14 protein-coding genes are annotated in these 17,880 nt (G+C 33.6%); 1 reads left to right on the forward strand and 13 read right to left on the reverse strand.

Annotated features, from left to right (window positions below):
- Nucleotides 1-70: 70 nt before the first annotated feature.
- The 13 genes from rpsB to ylqF form a co-directional block, all read right to left on the reverse strand.
- Complete coding sequence (gene rpsB / locus KA858_RS05680) at nt 71-859, reverse strand: 30S ribosomal protein S2 (protein WP_011275944.1); 789 nt, start codon at nt 857-859, stop codon at nt 71-73.
- A gap of 279 nt (nt 860-1,138) precedes the next feature.
- A complete protein-coding gene (gene codY / locus KA858_RS05685; protein WP_075108553.1) occupies nt 1,139-1,912 on the reverse strand; it encodes a GTP-sensing pleiotropic transcriptional regulator CodY in 774 nt (257 codons plus the stop codon).
- Nucleotides 1,913-1,933: 21 nt separating this feature from the next.
- Nucleotides 1,934-3,337 carry an ATP-dependent protease ATPase subunit HslU gene (gene hslU, locus KA858_RS05690; RefSeq protein ID WP_053029292.1) on the reverse strand — a complete coding sequence of 468 codons (1,404 nt, stop codon included), beginning with the start codon at nt 3,335-3,337 and terminating at the stop codon, nt 1,934-1,936.
- Between the two features lie 57 nt (nt 3,338-3,394).
- Nucleotides 3,395-3,940 carry an ATP-dependent protease subunit HslV gene (gene hslV / locus KA858_RS05695; RefSeq protein WP_107630030.1) on the reverse strand — a complete coding sequence of 182 codons (546 nt, stop codon included), beginning with the start codon at nt 3,938-3,940 and terminating at the stop codon, nt 3,395-3,397.
- Nucleotides 3,941-4,804, reverse strand: coding sequence for a tyrosine recombinase XerC (xerC, locus tag KA858_RS05700; protein WP_245342039.1), 864 nt, complete (start codon nt 4,802-4,804; stop codon nt 3,941-3,943).
- Between the two features lie 174 nt (nt 4,805-4,978).
- Nucleotides 4,979-6,286, reverse strand: coding sequence for an FADH(2)-oxidizing methylenetetrahydrofolate--tRNA-(uracil(54)-C(5))-methyltransferase TrmFO (gene trmFO / locus KA858_RS05705; protein WP_053029285.1), 1,308 nt, complete (start codon nt 6,284-6,286; stop codon nt 4,979-4,981).
- Between the two features lie 24 nt (nt 6,287-6,310).
- A complete protein-coding gene (topA, locus tag KA858_RS05710; protein ID WP_075108549.1) occupies nt 6,311-8,380 on the reverse strand; it encodes a type I DNA topoisomerase in 2,070 nt (689 codons plus the stop codon).
- Nucleotides 8,381-8,559: 179 nt separating this feature from the next.
- On the reverse strand, nt 8,560-9,423 hold the full coding sequence (gene dprA / locus KA858_RS05715; protein WP_210135211.1) for a DNA-processing protein DprA: 864 nt from the start codon (nt 9,421-9,423) through the stop codon (nt 8,560-8,562).
- Between the two features lie 261 nt (nt 9,424-9,684).
- Entirely contained in the window at nt 9,685-10,914 is a 1,230-nt protein-coding gene (locus KA858_RS05720; protein ID WP_210135212.1) for an aminoacyltransferase, read from the reverse strand.
- A gap of 294 nt (nt 10,915-11,208) precedes the next feature.
- The gene (gene sucD / locus KA858_RS05725) at nt 11,209-12,114 is read right to left on the reverse strand and encodes a succinate--CoA ligase subunit alpha (RefSeq protein WP_053029278.1); all 906 of its coding nucleotides are present in this window, start codon (nt 12,112-12,114) and stop codon (nt 11,209-11,211) included.
- Nucleotides 12,115-12,135: 21 nt separating this feature from the next.
- Entirely contained in the window at nt 12,136-13,302 is a 1,167-nt protein-coding gene (sucC, locus tag KA858_RS05730; RefSeq protein ID WP_053029276.1) for an ADP-forming succinate--CoA ligase subunit beta, read from the reverse strand.
- Between the two features lie 111 nt (nt 13,303-13,413).
- The gene (locus KA858_RS05735) at nt 13,414-14,181 is read right to left on the reverse strand and encodes a ribonuclease HII (RefSeq protein WP_210135213.1); all 768 of its coding nucleotides are present in this window, start codon (nt 14,179-14,181) and stop codon (nt 13,414-13,416) included.
- A complete protein-coding gene (gene ylqF / locus KA858_RS05740; protein ID WP_210135214.1) occupies nt 14,162-15,049 on the reverse strand; it encodes a ribosome biogenesis GTPase YlqF in 888 nt (295 codons plus the stop codon). Before ylqF ends, KA858_RS05735 begins: the two co-directional genes overlap by 20 nt.
- A 235-nt stretch (nt 15,050-15,284) precedes the next feature.
- Between ylqF and KA858_RS05745 the strand changes: the two genes are divergently transcribed.
- Nucleotides 15,285-17,879, forward strand: coding sequence for a YfhO family protein (locus tag KA858_RS05745; protein WP_210135215.1), 2,595 nt, complete (start codon nt 15,285-15,287; stop codon nt 17,877-17,879).
- Nucleotide 17,880: the final 1 nt, after the last annotated feature.

Here is a 17,880-nt window from a genome sequence, read left to right on the forward strand (position 1 = left end):
TAAATTGACAACTCAACATTTGAAAAAAGGGCGATAAGCATTACATCTTATCACCCATTTAAACTATATCTTAGTTTGATTCAACAGTAGTATTTTCTTCAGTTGATTCTGCTTCTTGAGATTCTTCTTTTTCATCTAAATTGATGTTTTGCTCTGCAGCTACTTCATCGTTAGAAACACCTTGTTGACCTTCTAAGACAGCGTCAGCCATTTTACCAGTTAATAATTTAACGGCACGAATAGCGTCGTCGTTCGCTGGGATAACATAATCAATTTCATCTGGATCACAGTTAGTGTCAACAATACCAACGATTGGAATATTTAATTTACGTGCTTCAGCAATCGCGTTGCGCTCTTTACGAGGGTCAACTACGAATAATGCTTGAGGCATTGATTTCATATCACGAATACCGCCTAAGAATTTGATTAAACGGTCGTATTCTTTTTTAAGTTCAACAACTTCTTTTTTAGGTAAAACGTCGAATAAACCGTCTTCTTCCATTTTCTCGATTTCAGAAATACGTTTAATACGTTTAGAAATTGTTTTATAGTTAGTTAAAATTCCGCCTAACCATCTTTGGTTAACGTAGAATTGACCAGCACGTTCTGCTTCAGCTTTAACTGATTCTTGTGCTTGTTTTTTAGTACCAACGAATAAGACTCTACCGCCATCTTCTGATACTTGTTTGATGAAGTTATAAGCTTCTTCAACTTTTTTCACTGTTTTTTGTAAGTCAATGATATAGATACCATTTCTTTCAGTGAAGATATATTTTTTCATTTTTGGGTTCCAACGGCGTGTTTGGTGACCGAAGTGAACACCGGCTTCTAGTAATTGTTTCATTGAAATTACTGCCATTTTAAATTCCTCCTAGTGGTTATTTACCTCCATAATAAACTCATATAAAGACAATGATTGAATTGCACCCTCTACATGTGCGTTTATTATGTGTGTATTGGCTTTATAGCCGACAACAATAATATCATATTTTTAATTGCCGTGCAACGTTAAATTATTGATTACGTAAATACGTAACACTTTCGATATTTCGAGCAATTAAAAAACTGCTGCAGATGTATATTTTAGCCTCGCAGCAGTTAAAACTTCAATTTATTAGAATAATTATGCTAATACTAATTATTTATTACGTTCTAATTCTTCAAGGAATTTTTCTTTTTTAACTTTAATAAAGGTACCTTTCATCCCTAAGGATCGTGATTCGATTACACCAGCACTTTCAAGTTTACGTAATGCGTTAACGATAACTGAACGTGTGATACCTACTCTATCTGCTACTTTAGAAGCAATAAGTAAGCCTTCATTACCACCTAATTCTTCAAAGATATGCTCAATAGCTTCTTTTTCTGAATAAGATAATGAATTAATTGCCATTGTAATAGCTGCTTTATCACGTGCTTCTTTTTCAACTTCATTATGCTTCTCACGTAAAATTTCCATTCCAATTACTGTAGCAGCATATTCACCTAATACTAAATCATTTTCATTAAAGTCATCTTTAACACGACCAAGTACTAATGTACCTAATCTTTCTCCCCCACCGAGAATAGGGAATACAGTCGTACGACTATCGTTAAATAATTCTTTGTCTTCTGGAGGGAATACTGTTAATTCATTATTAATATCAATATTTGATTCAGTTTGTCTAACATCCATTAATAGTTCAGTATACTCACTAGGAATATGTTTACTTTCTAACATGTCATTGATTCTTTGACTCTTTAAAAGTTCATTTAAACTTGAACCTAAAATTTTGCCTCTACGTGAAACAATAAATACGTTCGTTACAGTGACGCTACTAATTGTTTGAGCAACGTCTTTAAAGTCAACGGCAATACCCTTATGTTTTTGTAATAGTGTATTTAATTCTCTAGTTTTAGATAATAAGCTCATAAAATTTCTCCTTTATTTATATTATAAAATAAATGCACTTAAATCTTTATTTGTTGAAATAGATTTCAACTTATCATCAACATATTGTGGTGTTATATCTACTACAGCATTTGGCATGCTAGGTGCCTCAAATGATAAATCTTCAAGCATTTTTTCTAGGATTGTGTGTAAACGACGCGCACCAATGTTATCAGTATCTTGGTTTACTTGATAAGCCATTTCAGCTAATCTTGTAATCGCTTCCTCGGTAAAGTTCACAGTGACCTCTTCAGTTTGGAGTAGTGCCTCATATTGCTTAATAAGTGATAGTTTAGGTTCTGTTAATATTCTGTAGAAATCATCCACAGTTAAGCTTTCTAATTCTACTCTAATCGGGAAACGACCTTGCAATTCAGGTATTAAATCGCTAGGTTTAGATACGTGGAATGCCCCCGCACCAATAAATAGCATATGTTCAGTATTTACAGTACCATACTTAGTTTGAATCATGCTACCTTCTAAGATTGGCAAGATATCTCGTTGAACACCTTGTCTTGAAACATCTTGACCACTATTAGCATTATTCGTTGCTACTTTGTCAATTTCATCAATGAAGATAATACCCATTTGTTCTGCCAACTCTAATGCTTCTTGATTCGCCGTCTCTTGGTCTATTAACTCATCCGCGAAATCATCAGCTAAAATCTTACGCGCTGTTTTAACAGGCACTTCACGTTCAACCTTGCGTTTAGGCATGAGTTGATTCATCATATCTTGCATTTGCTGATTTTGATTAGTACCTAGCATTCCAAGCGCACCTGGATCTTGTTCAACTTTAATTCTAACTTTCTCTTCTTCAAGTTTACCATCTAATAATTGTTTTTTGATTTCTGAACGCTTCGTTTTAATTTCTTCAGTTGGTGTTTCTTCTTCCTCATCATCATTATTACCAAAGTTTGGAATTGCGCCACCAAATAATGACTCTAATGGATTGTTATTGTTTGATGCTTTTTTCTTCATACTTGGCACTAATAATTTAACTAATTTTTCATTTGCTTTATTAAGCGCTTCATCTTTGACCAAGTCTTTCTTTTGATCTTTAACTAGTCTTACTGCCACATCCACTAAATCACGAACCATACTCTCAACATCTCGTCCAACGTAACCTACTTCAGTAAACTTAGTGGCCTCCACTTTGATAAATGGGGCGCCGACAACCTTAGCCATACGTCTAGCTATTTCCGTTTTACCAACACCAGTTGGACCAATCATTAAAATATTCTTAGGAGCGATTTCTTGTTTAGTTTCTTCGTCAAGCAAACTTCTTCTATAACGATTTCTTAACGCAATGGCAACTTTACGTTTAGCATCATCTTGCCCAACTATATATTCATTTAATTTAGATACGATATCTTTAGGTGTTAATTTTATACCATTTGCATCCATATCTTTTACCTCCAACCTAATATACGTCCATTTATATTCATTTCCATTTGTTTAACGTTAAAGTGTTTCCACTATAATATTATCATTAGTGAACACACAAATGTCAGATGCAACTTTCAAACTTTCATAAGCCATTTCTTTTGCTGACAAATGACCAGCATGGCGTTTCAATGCTCTTCCAGCACTTAATGCGTAGTTTCCACCTGAACCAATTGCGATTAAATCATCATCTGGCGCAATCACTTCTCCAGTTCCGCTCACCACTAATATTGCATCTTTGTCCATTACAATTAGCATTGCTTCCAATTGACGCAGTTGTTTATCCCCACGCCATTCTTGTGCTAGCTCAACAGCTGCACGTTCTAAGTTACCACTAAATTGTTGTAGCTTTGATTCGAATTTCTCGAACAATGTGAAAGCATCTGCAACACTTCCAGCAAAACCAGCAAGCACTTTCCCTTCGTATAATCTACGAACTTTACGTGCTGTTTGTTTCATAATGACTTGCTCACCAAGTGTCACTTGTCCATCACCAGCCATTGCCGCTTCACCATTGTGTCTAACAGCATAAATCGTTGTTGCATGTAATGATGTTTTACTCATTTATTTACTCTCCTTTTTCGCTCGAGGATGTGCATTTAAATACACTTTACGTAATTGTTGATTAGATACATGTGTATATCGTCCAGTGGTTGATAGATTTACATGTCCTAATAAAGATTGTACCGTTCTCAAATCCGCTCCTTGATTGAGTAAGTGTGTTGCAAACGTATGTCTAAGTTTATGGGGATGAATTTCTGTCACTCCTGCTGTACGTTTTACAACATCATTTAATACATACCTAACGCCCCTTTCAGTTATAGGTGCGCCATTCATATTAACTAACAAATATGAATGTTTGGCATGTTGTATCGGTTTGAATTCACTTAAATATTGTTCAATACTTTGACGACAAAATTCTCCAAACGGAGCAAATCGCTCTTTGTTTCCCTTTCCTAGTACCTTTACACCAGGTAAAGACATATTAATATCTTTAAGTTGTATATTTACTAGTTCTGAAACACGTATACCAGTTGCATATAATAATTCTAAAATAACTCGATCACGTAATCCCTTTTTAGAATCTTGAGCTACAGTTTTAAATAAAGCCTCCATCTCTTCTTCATAAAAAAACTGTGGTAAATAGTTTTCCTTCTTAGGATGAACCAGTTGAACAAAAGGATTGATGATTGTCTCATCTTGTGTCATCCAAAACTCATAGAAAGTTCTTAACGTTGAAATCTTCCTTGATACAGTAGTACGTTTCAAATTTTGCGAATATAAATAACTTAAATAATTTCGAGCATCTTTATATTCAAAATTTCTTAGGCTTAATAACTCTTGATCTAAAAAACGATTAAATTGTACTAAATCATCATGATATGATTTTAAAGTATGGTCGGAGAAATTCCTTTCAACTTTGAGCATATTTAAGAATATAACTTGGATTTCTTCCACTTAAAAATCCCCTCCATCATATGCATTTTAGCATATAACATGAAAGGGACTAAAACAATTAGCTATAGAATTCAAAATCTTTTGAGAATTCTTTAAAACTTTGAATTGACACATTTTCTATCAATTATAAAGTTTATATTATTTTTAAAGTGTTTTCTTATAATTTTCTAAATATTCGAGTGCTCTATTTGCTTGTGCCTCGTAACGTTCTTTTTTATCTTTGATACGTTTTTCAAGTGATGGGAGTAAACCAAAATTAGCATTCATAGGTTGGAAATTCTTTTCATTTTTGGCATGTGAGATGTAATATGCCATACTACCTATCATTGTTTCTCTTGGGAATATTACTTCACCTTTATCTAATATTTTATGAGCTAGATTGATGCCAGCAACAAGGCCACTTGCTGCACTCTCAACATAGCCTTCAACACCTGTCATTTGACCTGCAAATTGAATTCGATCTTCTTTAATCAATTCATACTTTTCATTTAACACATCAGGAGAGTTAATAAAAGTATTTCGATGCATGACACCATATCGAACGATATCTACATTTTCTAAACCAGGGATAAGGCGAATGACTTCTTTTTGAGCACCCCATTTTAAGTGCGTTTGGAAACCAACAATATTATATAGTGTGCCTGCAGCATCATCTTGTCTTAATTGAACAACAGCAAATGGACGTTTGCCTGTTTTTGGGTCTTCAAGTCCCACTGGTTTCATAGGTCCAAATAATAATGTTTTACGTCCACGTTCAGCCATTACTTCAAAAGGCATACATCCTTCAAAGTATTTTTCTTTTTCGAATTCATTTGTTGGTGCAACCTCTGCTTCAAGTACTGCATCATAAAAGCGATTGAATTCTTCTTCCGTCATTGGACAATTAAGATAAGCTGCTTCACCTTTATCATAACGTGATTTCAAATACACTTTATCCATATCTATGGATTCTTTTTCAATTATTGGAGCGGCAGCATCATAAAAATAAAGTTGATCTTTACCAGTAATGTCTACGATCTCTTTAGCTAAATTTTCAGTAGTTAATGGGCCCGTAGCAATAATCGTATACCCTTCAGGAATACTATTTATTTCTTCATTAATTACTGTAACGTTCGGATGATTTCTTAAAGTTTCAGTAATGTAACCAGAAAAATCATGTCGATCAACTGCTAATGCACCACCGGCAGGCACTCTCGCTTTATCAGCAGCAGAAATAATTAACGAATCTAATCGTCTCATTTCTTCTTTTAGTACACCTACACCATTTGTTAAAGCATTTCCACGAAGTGAGTTAGAACATACTAGTTCTGCAAATTTATCAGTATGATGCGCTGGTGTTTGTTTAACAGGACGCATTTCAATCAAATTAACCTTGATTCCTCGTTGAGCTAATTGGTAAGCAGCTTCTGAACCAGCTAAGCCTGCGCCAACAATATTTACAGTTTGACTCATGGTTTTCCTCCTTTTAATTTCTATCTATTTTTGAACTTCTTCTTTGTAATCACAGTTAGAACATATAACTTGTGAGCTACGTCCTTTTTTATGTTCCATTAAGTAATGATTACACTTAGGACAATCACGGCCAACAGGTTTATCCCAAGAAATAAAATCACATTCGGGATAATTTGAGCAACCATAGAATAATCTATTTTTCTTAGATTTTCTTTCAACAACATCTCCATCTTTACATTTAGGACATGTAACACCAATCGTTTTAATGATTGCTTTCGTATTTCTACAATCTGGGAAGTTTGAACATGCCATGAATTTACCATAGCGTCCCATTTTAATTACCATAGGCGAACCACAAACTTCGCAATCTTCACCGGCTGGTTCATCTTTAATTTCAACTTTTTCCATTTCTTCCTCAGCACGTTCAACGTCTAATTTGAAACTTCCATAAAAGTTATCAATTACTTTTCTCCACCCGATATCTCCTTCAGCAATTTTATCCAATAATGTTTCCATATTAACCGTAAATTCCACATCAATAATTTCAGGGAAATAGTCCTTCACTTGTTCGTAAACGATTTCACCTAATTCTGTAGGAACAAATCGTTTGCTTTCAAGTTTGACGTAATTACGTTTTTGAATTGTATCAATAGTAGGTGCGTAAGTTGATGGTCTACCGATTTTTAGTTCTTCTAATGTTTTGACTAAACGTGCTTCTGTATATCGTGGCGGTGGTTGTGTGAAGTGTTGTGCTGGTTCAATTTGCGTCGCAGTTACTTCATCACCTTTACTTAAATTTGGTAATTTGTTTTCTTTCTCATTATCTTTATCATCTTTGGCCTCAACATAAAGTGTCATGAAACCTTTAAATTTAATTGTTTGACCGTTCGCTCTAAATTTAATGTTATTTTGAGTAACATCTAAAGCAACCGTGTCTAGTATTGCTGGTGCCATTTGACTAGCCACAAAACGTTCCCAAATCAATTTATATAAACGATGCTGATCTCTCGTTAAGTACGATTTCATTTCATCAGGTGTGCGTAAAGTGCTCGTTGGACGAATTGCCTCATGGGCATCTTGGTCACCTTGTTTACCTTTCGCTGTTCGATTAGAAATATAATCTTTACCATACTTATCTTCAATATATTTTTTTGCTTCGTCTTTTGCTGTTTGTGAAATACGAGTAGAGTCCGTTCGCATATATGTGATTAATCCAACTGTGCCTTGTCGTTTTAGATCAATACCTTCATATAATTGTTGCGCAAGCATCATTGTTTTTCGCGCTTTAAAGTTCAACTTACGCGCTGCTTCTTGTTGTAATGTTGATGTTGTAAACGGATTAGCAGGATTTCTAGTTTTTTCCTTTTTATTCACATTTGTTATTTCAAATTTATCGCCGTCTAATTCAGTTGTGATTTTTTCAACATCTTTTTTAGTTTTTAACTTAAATGGTTTGTTTTTATAATGAAGAAACTTAGCAGTAAATTTTGATTTTTTATATCTAAATTCACCTTCTATAGACCAATATTCTTCAGGCTTAAAGTTACGAATCTCGTTTTCTCTATCGATAACTAATCTTAAAGCAACAGATTGAACACGTCCTGCTGAAAGTCCTTTTTTCACTTTCTTCCATAAAACTGGTGAAATGTTATAACCAACTAATCTATCTAAAATACGGCGTGCCTGTTGTGCATCTACTAAATTCATTTCAATGCCGCGAGGGTGTTTGAAACTTTCTTTTACCGCATCTTTTGTAATTTCATTAAATACTACTCTGTTTTCTTTTGTATCATCAAGTTCTAAAATTTTTGATAAATGCCAAGCAATCGCTTCACCTTCACGGTCAGGGTCACTCGCAAGAAAGACATTTTTAGCTTTCTTAGCGTATTTTTTTAAATCTTTTACTACTGGACCTTTACCGCGAATTGTAATATATTTCGGTTCAAAATTATCTTCTACATCGACACCCATTTGACTTCTTGGTAAATCTCTAACGTGTCCCATAGAAGCTATCACTTTATACTTTTTACCTAAATATTTTTCAATGGTTTTAGCTTTTGCAGGCGACTCAACTATGACTAAATTATCTGCCAAAGTGAATTCCCCCTTGCTATTTCAATTACTAAAGATAAATGATAAACGGTCAATTTTGATTTTGTCAATGTTTAAATTCTTTTTATGTGTTTTTTAAACTTATTTTAATAATATAATTAGCTATATATTAGAAATAAATGCACATTATTTATACAATAAAACGGCTATATTTAAGAATATTAATAATCACAAGTGATATCATCTGCTTTAGTAACAATCATCGCTCCTTCTTGTGCACGTCTCAAATTCCCTTTCGTTAATGGGTTGAAAAATGAGCCTGGCAGTACGTATACATTTCTATTTTGTTCTAGTGCACAATCAATAGTAATTTGACTACCACTCTTAACCTGAGCTTCAGTAATTAGTACACCTTTAGAAAGACCACTTATCAATCGATTGCGTTGCGGAAAGTAATAGCGTCTGATACGTTCAAAGGGTGGATATTCACTTATGACTAATCCTTTTTCTTCAATTATATTGCGTAATTTTTGAGTTTCTTTGGGATAATGATGTAAATGGCCATAACCTAAGATAGCTATAGTGGGAAGATGGTATTTTAATGCGAATTGATGCGCCATACTATCGGCACCTTTCGCTAAACCAGAAATGATTGTTAAAGGAATATGCATAAATTGTGGAAATAAGTATTGAATCGCTTTAGCAGAATACTGTGTTGCACTTCTTGAGCCTACAACGCCTAATGTATTTAACGATGTTAGCAAGTTAATCTTACCGCGGTAAAATAATACAAATGGATAATCGTAAATTTCTTTTAATAGTTTAGGATAGTTCCCATGAAATATTGTTATAAAATTTATATTGTATTGGTTAAGAAATGATAGAATATCTTTCTCGTCCAGATCATAGAATTTATTGTAACAATGGCCTTGGTGATATAGAGTGTCCCAGATTTTAATTGTGCCAATTTGGTCATTATTAGAGTAGCTAAAAAAGTCAGGATACAATCTTAATAAATGATGAAGATGTTGTGTCGTATATCCCGCCCATATCAATTTCAAAAGTATCATATCGTTGTTAATCATGAAGTCGTCTCCTTTGATAACATTATAGAATAAATATGTCTTGGTGCACATTTCAATTACAATACAATTTAGCACAAATATTCATTAACACTTAATGAGTAATTTCTATATTGAATTATGTAAACCATCCAATATAGTTTAAAACAAATTAATAATCTGAAACTTAAAAGTCTCAGATTATTTTGTAGTTATCATGTTACATGTGTCCGCAGATGAAAGGTTCAAGTTGACGTTAATTTAGTTGTTCCCAATTAGTTTTACTCATTTTCGGTATAGCTTGTATAAACATTTATTGACTGGCTTAATAAAATCCCCTACATATTCCTCAATAAAGGCATTAAATCCTTTTTTAAACTGTTGCACACCATAATCTTCTGCTTCATTGCCAAAGTCACCAGTAATACCATAGAAATTGTACCGATTAATACCTAGTTGTTTCGCATGACATATCATATCCCATTGTAATCGATATGCCCCCATAAATTCATTATATTTAGGATTTGAGCCACTTGATAAATAATACATTTCATGCGCATTATGAATAAATAATGCCGCTGCTAAATCTAATAATGTACCATCTGCAATGATTAATTGTTCAGTTTTTCTAATTTTATTATGCGTGCTATCTAATTGCTGTTTAATTTGTTGATATTTCACTTTTGTCTTTTTTGAATTGACATTGACATCTAGCATTTGTTTGATTTCAGTCATCGCACATTCTAAATCATTAGCTTTGGACTTTAAGGTTCTTACATAATGATTTAAATCAATATAAGCTAGTTTCAAACACGCATTGTCTCCATAAGTGTCTAACATCTTTCTGAAATAGGGTTCTTCTTGAAAATGGAAACCATGTTTTTCTTCAGCCATGTGAAATAATCTATAAAATCTATTTGTATCTTCAATAGACAATGTTTTAATTTGTACATTCATTTCAATTGTTTTTAAGATATTGCGTCGCGTTTGGTACGACATCTCTTTTAACAATTGTTGATCGCTTTTATCTTTTAAATTTAAAATAGAATGCCATCTAATTTGACTCATTCCTGAGTAACCAGTAGTAAATCCTTGATGTTGATAACCAAGTCGATTCATCACTTCAAACCAGTTATCGTTATTAATGTGTTCAATTATGTCGCCATCAGCAGTTCTGACATTCTCAACTATATATGGATCAACCTGTATAAAAATGCCTCTACGACGACGTACATATTGTGTTAATTTTTTAAAGAAAAATTCAACTAATGACAAATTAGAATAATCCATGACTGGCCCACGATGTGTATAAAAATATTTGAATGTCTTTAACACTCGAGCATCTGTCAATAAACATGCTGCAATAACAGTGTTATTTTCCTTCACTCCGACAAGGTGAGCACCTAAATGTCGTTCCTTACGATAAATATATAAATCTTTTACCTGTGTATAATGTGAAAAATGATGATCTACGAATGTATTAAATTCTTCTATGCTAAGCTTTGTAAAAATCATATTTAAAACCCACTTCCAATCATTTATGATGGCCCTAATATAAGATACGTCTTCAGTGCAAATCATAAATTCAAAGCGGTCTTATTATTGAATGTTGTCGTTTCATGTTGTTCTCCCCTATCATTCATACACTATAAATATAATATCGCTATTAAATAAAAAAATAAATATATTTCTCGAAAATTTATTATAAAAAGAGACGTATTTTAAAACAAAATAACTCCATTCAAAGTATTTAGAAGTTATAATACTTTGAATGGAGTATAGTGAATCATTTATTGATTTACAATCTCATTATTTAATTGTTAATAATTCTTCATAGATACCAGCGTCTTTAGCTGCTTCGATTAATGTTGTACCGATTTCTGAAGGTGTATCAGCAGTTTTTACACCACAATCATTTAATGTTTTAATTTTTTCGGCTGCTGTACCTTTACCACCAGATATGATTGCACCAGCGTGACCCATACGTTTGCCTGGAGGCGCTGTTTGACCACCAATAAATCCAACAACTGGTTTATTCATATTAGCTTTAATCCATTCAGCAGCTTCTTCTTCCGCTGTACCACCGATTTCACCAATCATTACTACAGCTTTCGTATCTTCATCTTCATTAAATGCTTTAAGCACGTCGATAAAGTTTGTACCATTGACTGGGTCGCCACCAATACCTACAGCTGTAGTTTGACCAATACCTTCTTCAGTCAATTGATGAACTGCTTCATATGTTAATGTACCAGAACGTGATACAACACCAACGTGACCTTTTTTATGAATATAGCCTGGCATAATACCAATTTTACATTCGTCAGCAGTAATAACACCTGGACAGTTAGGTCCTACTAAACGTGTTTTTCTACCTTCTAAATAACGTTTAACTTTGACCATGTCTACAACAGGAATATGTTCAGTGATGCAAATTACCATATCTAAATCTGCATCCGCAGCTTCTAAAATAGAGTCCGCAGCAAATGGAGCTGGAACATAAACTACAGATACATTAGCGCCTGTTTCTTCTTTAGCTTCAGCAACAGTGTTATAAACAGGCACGCCTTCAACAACTTGTCCACCTTTACCTGGTGTTACCCCTGCGACAATTTGTGTACCATAATCAAGCATTTGTTTTGTATGGAAAAGGGCAGTAGACCCTGTAATACCTTGTACCATTACTTTAGTATTCTTATCTATAAATACACTCATCTTAGTGTTCCCATCCTTTCCTTACGCTTCTTTAACAAGCTTAACAATTTTTTGTGCACCTTCAGCCATTGTAGCTGCTGGTTCAATTGCTAAACCTGATTCATTTAAGATTTCTTTACCGCGTTCTACATTTGTTCCTTCTAAACGGACAACTAGTGGTAAAGTTAATTCAACTTCTTTAACTGCTGCCACAATACCTTCAGCGATAACATCACATTTCATGATTCCACCGAAGATGTTTACAAAGATACCTTTTACATTGTCGTCACCTAAGATGATTTTGAATGCTTCAGTAACTTTTTCTTTTGTAGCACCGCCCCCTACGTCTAGGAAGTTAGCTGGATTTCCACCAAAATGATTAATTGTATCCATTGTAGCCATAGCTAAACCAGCACCATTAACCATACAACCAATATCTCCATCTAATGCAATGTATGATAAGTCATATTTAGATGCTTCGATTTCTTTAGGATCTTCTTCTTCTAAGTCTCGTAATTCTTGAATATCTTTATGTCTAAATAATGCGTTATCATCGAAATTAATTTTAGCATCTAACGCTAAAACGTCACCGTCTCCAGTAGTAACTAATGGGTTAATTTCAACGATTGAGCAGTCTTTTTCAATAAATACATTGTATAGAGAAATTAAGAATTTCGCTGCTTTGTTAATTGATTCTTTTGGAATATTAATATTGAAAGCAATACGACGCGCTTGATATGGTGATAAACCAACAACTGGATCGATTGTTTCTTTGAATATTTTTTCTGGTGTTTTAGCAGCAACTTCTTCAATTTCAGTACCGCCTTCTTCTGAAGCCATCAAAGTAATGCGGTCAGTTGCACGATCAATAACAAAACCTACGTAATATTCTTTTTGAATATCGCAACCTTGTTCAATGTACAAACGTTTTACTTCTTTACCTTCAGGACCAGTTTGATGTGTGACTAATTGCTTACCTAATAATTCATTGGCATAAGTTTCAACCTCAGATAATGATTTAGCAATTTTAACTCCACCTGCTTTACCTCTACCCCCAGCGTGGATTTGTGCTTTAACCACGTAAACCTCAGTGTCTAATTCTTTTGCCTTCTCCACTGCTTCTTCAGCAGTAAATGCAACTCGTCCTTCTGGAACGGCTACGCCCATAGAACGAAATATTTCTTTACCTTGATACTCGTGGATATTCATCTTCCATCCTCCTACTTCTTAGGTTAAGTTCAGTTATAATTATAGAAAATGAAAGCGCTATTGTAAACTGAAAGTATTCTACTTTTTGCAATTAATTTAAAATTCAAATAATTACGTCATAGATTTGATTGGTTCGAAGCTACGTCGATGATGAGGCGTAACGCCATAGTTATCTAAACCTTCTAAGTGTGCTTTCGTTCCATAACCAACATTTTTTTCAAATTCATAACCTGGATATTCCTCAGCAATTTCTCTCATCAGATCATCTCGATACTCTTTTGCCATTATACTCGCTGCTGCAATTGATACACTCTTAGCGTCACCTTTAATAATCGATGTTTGAGGAATTTGAGTGTCTAAAGCCATTGCATCTATGAGTAAATGGTCTGGCTGATTTACCAGTTGGGTCAAAGCTCGATTCATTGCTATTTTAGTTGCATTATAAATATTGAATTCATCAATTTCTTTAGGACTTGCTATACCATAGGCGTATTCAAGTACCCCCTCTTTAAGTTGTGCATTAAGCACTCGTCTTTTAGTCGCCGATACTTTCTTAGAGTCATCTAAACCTAAATAGCGATGACCTTGATTTAATATAACCGCACATGCAACCACGGGTCCTGCAAGCGGACCGCGACCCACTTCGTCAATCCCACAGATTAATGCTTGAGGATTGGTAGCTAACAACGCATCCTCAAATTGATTCATTTGATAATAGTGGTCGACAATGTCTTGTTCTTTAAGCAGTTGTTTACGACGTCTTGATATAGCTTGGTGTACACCTTTACGGGTGTCTTGGTTGAATTCATGCTGCTCTAATTCATCTAATGAATGTATGTCAGCTAATATACGTTTAATTTCATTTATTGTCTGTGTCATTTTCTAATTCACACTTCATTTCTGAATATAAGTCGAAGCAATATGTACCAATTTTAGCATTGCGTACATCGTTAATAATAAGTTCAATAACCGCTTCATAATCGACTTCATTTCCTCTTTGTAGAAGACCACGTCGACGACCAATCGCATCAAACCATTCTAATATTTCGGCATCTGCAGGTACATCAATTTTATAATGTTGTTTAAATCCATCTAAATCATGATTAATTAAAAATTGTAGACCATAGATTGCAACTTCATCTAAATGTACGATGCTATCCTTAATCGCACCCGTTAGACTTAATTTCTTACCAACCGTTTCATCTTCAAATTTAGGCCATAAGATACCAGGTGTATCTAACAATTGTAGCGACTGTCCTACTTTAATCCATTGTTGTTGTTTTGTCACACCAGGTTTATTACCAGTTTGAGCAATATTCTTTCTTGCTAATTTATTAATTAGTGTCGATTTACCCACGTTAGGTATCCCCACAATCATAGCTCTAATGGCCCTTGGTTTAAGACCTTTAGCTTTCTCACGCTCAAACTTTTCTTTTGTTGCAGCAATCGCCGCAGTTTCGACGCCCTTTAAATTTTTACCATGTTTTGCATCTACTGCAACAGGATAATATCCTTTGTCTATAAAGAAGCTTTCCCATTTCTGCATCTCATTTAAATTAGCCATATCTTTTTTATTGAGAATAACCACACGTGGTTTCTGTTTAATTACTTCATCAATCATTGGATTACGAGAACTATATGGAATTCGTGCATCAACTAATTCAAATACAACGTCTACTTTCTTCAGTTGTTCTGTAACTTCTCTTTTAGCTTTTGCCATATGTCCTGGATACCATTGTATTGCCATTGATTGTCACCTTACTTTCTTTATATTTTGCTTTAACTTGTTGATTATAATTGAAATTATAAATAAGAGCCACTGTTTAATTGGTTCACCCTTTATTTTAGCATTCATCATTTAAAACGAGAAAGTGCAATAAAAGGTATCATGGTAAAAAGTATAATTACTTTTATTCATATGAACTATCCCCTACAATTTAAATGTACTATTTTAATTTCAATCCGATTATTAGAGGTAAGTTATGAAGAAAATATTTATATATATTGGTATATTTTTTACTTTGTCACTCTTAGGACATAGCTATATTATTTACCGCTTCATTCATGACGGTATATTATTTACAGGGCCAAATGATGGTATTGAACAGATGGTACCGATTCAGATGTTTTTATTTGAAAAGTGGAGTCACGGTAACCTCTTTTATGCTTCTGATTTTGGATTAGGTGGAGACTTTTTCACTGATTTAAGTTATTACTTTTCAACGAACATACTATTTATTATCAATGTTCTATGTATCATACTATTAAAAACGATCATACATATAAACACACAGGACTTACTATTTTGGATGGTAAATGCACTCGTTATCTCTATAATTAAAGCTACAATTGCAATGTATTGTACCTATCTTTATAGCAAATATTTATCACGTAATACGTGGATAAGTCTTATTATGGCGTTTTTATTTGTCATGTCGCCACTATATTATCGCTTTACAGTATATTGGCCATTCTTTAGTGATGTCTTCATTTGGTTGCCGTTACTCTTGCTCTCGATTGAACGCGTGTTTCAAAAACAGAAATTGGGTCTTTTCATTGTTACAGTCACACTGATCATGATAAATAATTTCTATTTTGCATATTACCTTTGTCTAATAGGTGCAGGTTACATACTTATTCGTATCATCTTTAGACATTCAAAAGATATTATTTCACGCGGTAAAGCGATAATATTATTTGTAATTAGTGCTATTTTAGGATTAGGTAACAGTTTATTTATGTTTTTCCATGGTGTTCAAAGCTTCCTAAACAATCGTCGTGTCCCCTTCTCTGGAACGGTGGATACCTTTGAAAAGCTGAATATTAACACAAATATCTTCTTTGATAACTATTTAATTGTGTTACTCTTCTTAACAATTCAAGCGCTATTGTGCTTTAAGCTTTATAAACATTACTACTATCGCTTATTCGCCATGTTAACACTAGTGTTTATCTTACTCAGCTTTGTGCCATTTATTGATCAGGTGTTTAATGGATTTTCCGCACCACAAAAACGCTGGCATTTTATACTTTCATTCAATTCAGCAATGTTAGTTGGGTTATTCATGAAATATTTTAGAACCTTAAAAATTAAAACTTACGTATTTAGTAATATTATTGCTGAACTCATCATTTTTGCCAGTGCGATTACGTATCATAAATTTGTAGCTTGGCTTATCCTTGTACCAATCGTTTCAATCATAGGTTTACTTATTTTAATTTTAAAAGACAGACATTACCATATTAATTTAAGTTATATTTTTGGAATATCTATTCTCTTACTTAATATAATGGTTTCTTTCGTCTTTATTAAAAATCAAATTTATTTTAAAGATCATGAAGAACGTGCGAATACGTTTTATATTAACTCAAGTTTATATAGTTCAGATTTACAACGTTCTTTAGTCAATGTAATGAATAACAGTAAACGGGAAGATGAACGTATTGATTGGCGTGTAAATGAACAGGATAATACACCGATGTATCAACACTTTAAGGGATTGAGTTTGTATTCTAGCATCTTCCATCATAATATTCTGGATTACTATTACGATGCCCTTAAAATCAATCTTGCCGAAGAGTCGTTAAGTCGCTATCAATCAACGAATGGTCGACAAAATATCGCAAGCCTTTTCTCGGTACGCTATATGATGTTGAAAGATTACCAAGGCAATTTGCCTGCTTATTTTAAAAAAATTAAAACAAGTGGGCAATACACTATATATGAAAATTCACTTAACTTGCCAAGCGTAAAAGTAACAAATAACATCTATCATTCTAAATCTTTAAACACAACTATCGATCGAGAACATGCAATGTTGAACGGTGTCGTAATGGATAATAAAGGTACATCTTATAAATCATCGTCGCCAAATTTATTATCGAAAGTCGATATACAACATCAGAATATTAAACTTAATGGTAAACTTCGCTATAAAGTTACCGGTGAGCAAGGTGACACAATAAAACTACATTTACCGAAACATTTACGTGATAAATACGATGACTTTTATTTAACTATGAAGATTAAGCGAGGCAATCCTGATAGTAATTACACAGTTGCGATTAATAATTATGCTAATCATCGCTTGTTTAACAACTCTACTTATCGTACAGGGGTAGATACGCAACTTTATCGAGCGCAACCAGATAAAAATGGTGATATTACGATAACCCTTTCACCTTTTGGCGAATTTTATATCGATTTACAACAATTAAATGGCGAGAATTATGATACACTTAAAAAGGCACATCGGGATGCTCATTTTAGTGCTGGTTATAAGGATATTAAAAATGGTGTTCAAGTCAATCTCAATCATCATGATGGTGGTATTGCTGCCATTAATATTCCTTACCGTAAAGGTATGCATGCGTACGTAGATGGTGCACCTGCCAAAGTTCAGAAAGTTAATTATATGATGACCGGTGTTTCAGTCAATAAAAATGCTAAGCAGATTGTCATCAAATATCAACCACCTTACTGGAATACTATGATTATCACATCACTCATAAGCATGCTTTTAAGTGCTATATTTATTAAAAATTGTAATTTAAAAAAACGAAAGATGAGGAAGTAAA

The sequence above is a fragment of the Staphylococcus sp. GDX8P80P genome (assembly GCF_017893095.1).
Taxonomy (GTDB): domain Bacteria; phylum Bacillota; class Bacilli; order Staphylococcales; family Staphylococcaceae; genus Staphylococcus; species Staphylococcus borealis.

Bases quoted from the DNA above. Each gene is read 5' to 3' on its own strand.
- sucD (WP_053029278.1), bottom strand. From the start codon at position 12,114: ATGAGTGTATTTATAGATAAGAATACTAAAGTAATGGTACAAGGTATT.
- hslV (WP_107630030.1), bottom strand. From the start codon at position 3,940: ATGAGTAAAACATCATTACATGCAACAACGATTTATGCTGTTAGACAC.
- dprA (WP_210135211.1), bottom strand. From the start codon at position 9,423: ATGATTAACAACGATATGATACTTTTGAAATTGATATGGGCGGGATAT.
- KA858_RS05745 (WP_210135215.1), top strand. From the start codon at position 15,285: ATGAAGAAAATATTTATATATATTGGTATATTTTTTACTTTGTCACTC.
- hslU (WP_053029292.1), bottom strand. From the start codon at position 3,337: ATGGATGCAAATGGTATAAAATTAACACCTAAAGATATCGTATCTAAA.
- xerC (WP_245342039.1), bottom strand. From the start codon at position 4,804: ATGCTCAAAGTTGAAAGGAATTTCTCCGACCATACTTTAAAATCATAT.
- ylqF (WP_210135214.1), bottom strand. From the start codon at position 15,049: ATGGCAATACAATGGTATCCAGGACATATGGCAAAAGCTAAAAGAGAA.
- KA858_RS05735 (WP_210135213.1), bottom strand. From the start codon at position 14,181: ATGACACAGACAATAAATGAAATTAAACGTATATTAGCTGACATACAT.
- trmFO (WP_053029285.1), bottom strand. From the start codon at position 6,286: ATGAGTCAAACTGTAAATATTGTTGGCGCAGGCTTAGCTGGTTCAGAA.
- sucC (WP_053029276.1), bottom strand. From the start codon at position 13,302: ATGAATATCCACGAGTATCAAGGTAAAGAAATATTTCGTTCTATGGGC.
- rpsB (WP_011275944.1), bottom strand. From the start codon at position 859: ATGGCAGTAATTTCAATGAAACAATTACTAGAAGCCGGTGTTCACTTC.
- KA858_RS05720 (WP_210135212.1), bottom strand. From the start codon at position 10,914: ATGATTTTTACAAAGCTTAGCATAGAAGAATTTAATACATTCGTAGAT.
- codY (WP_075108553.1), bottom strand. From the start codon at position 1,912: ATGAGCTTATTATCTAAAACTAGAGAATTAAATACACTATTACAAAAA.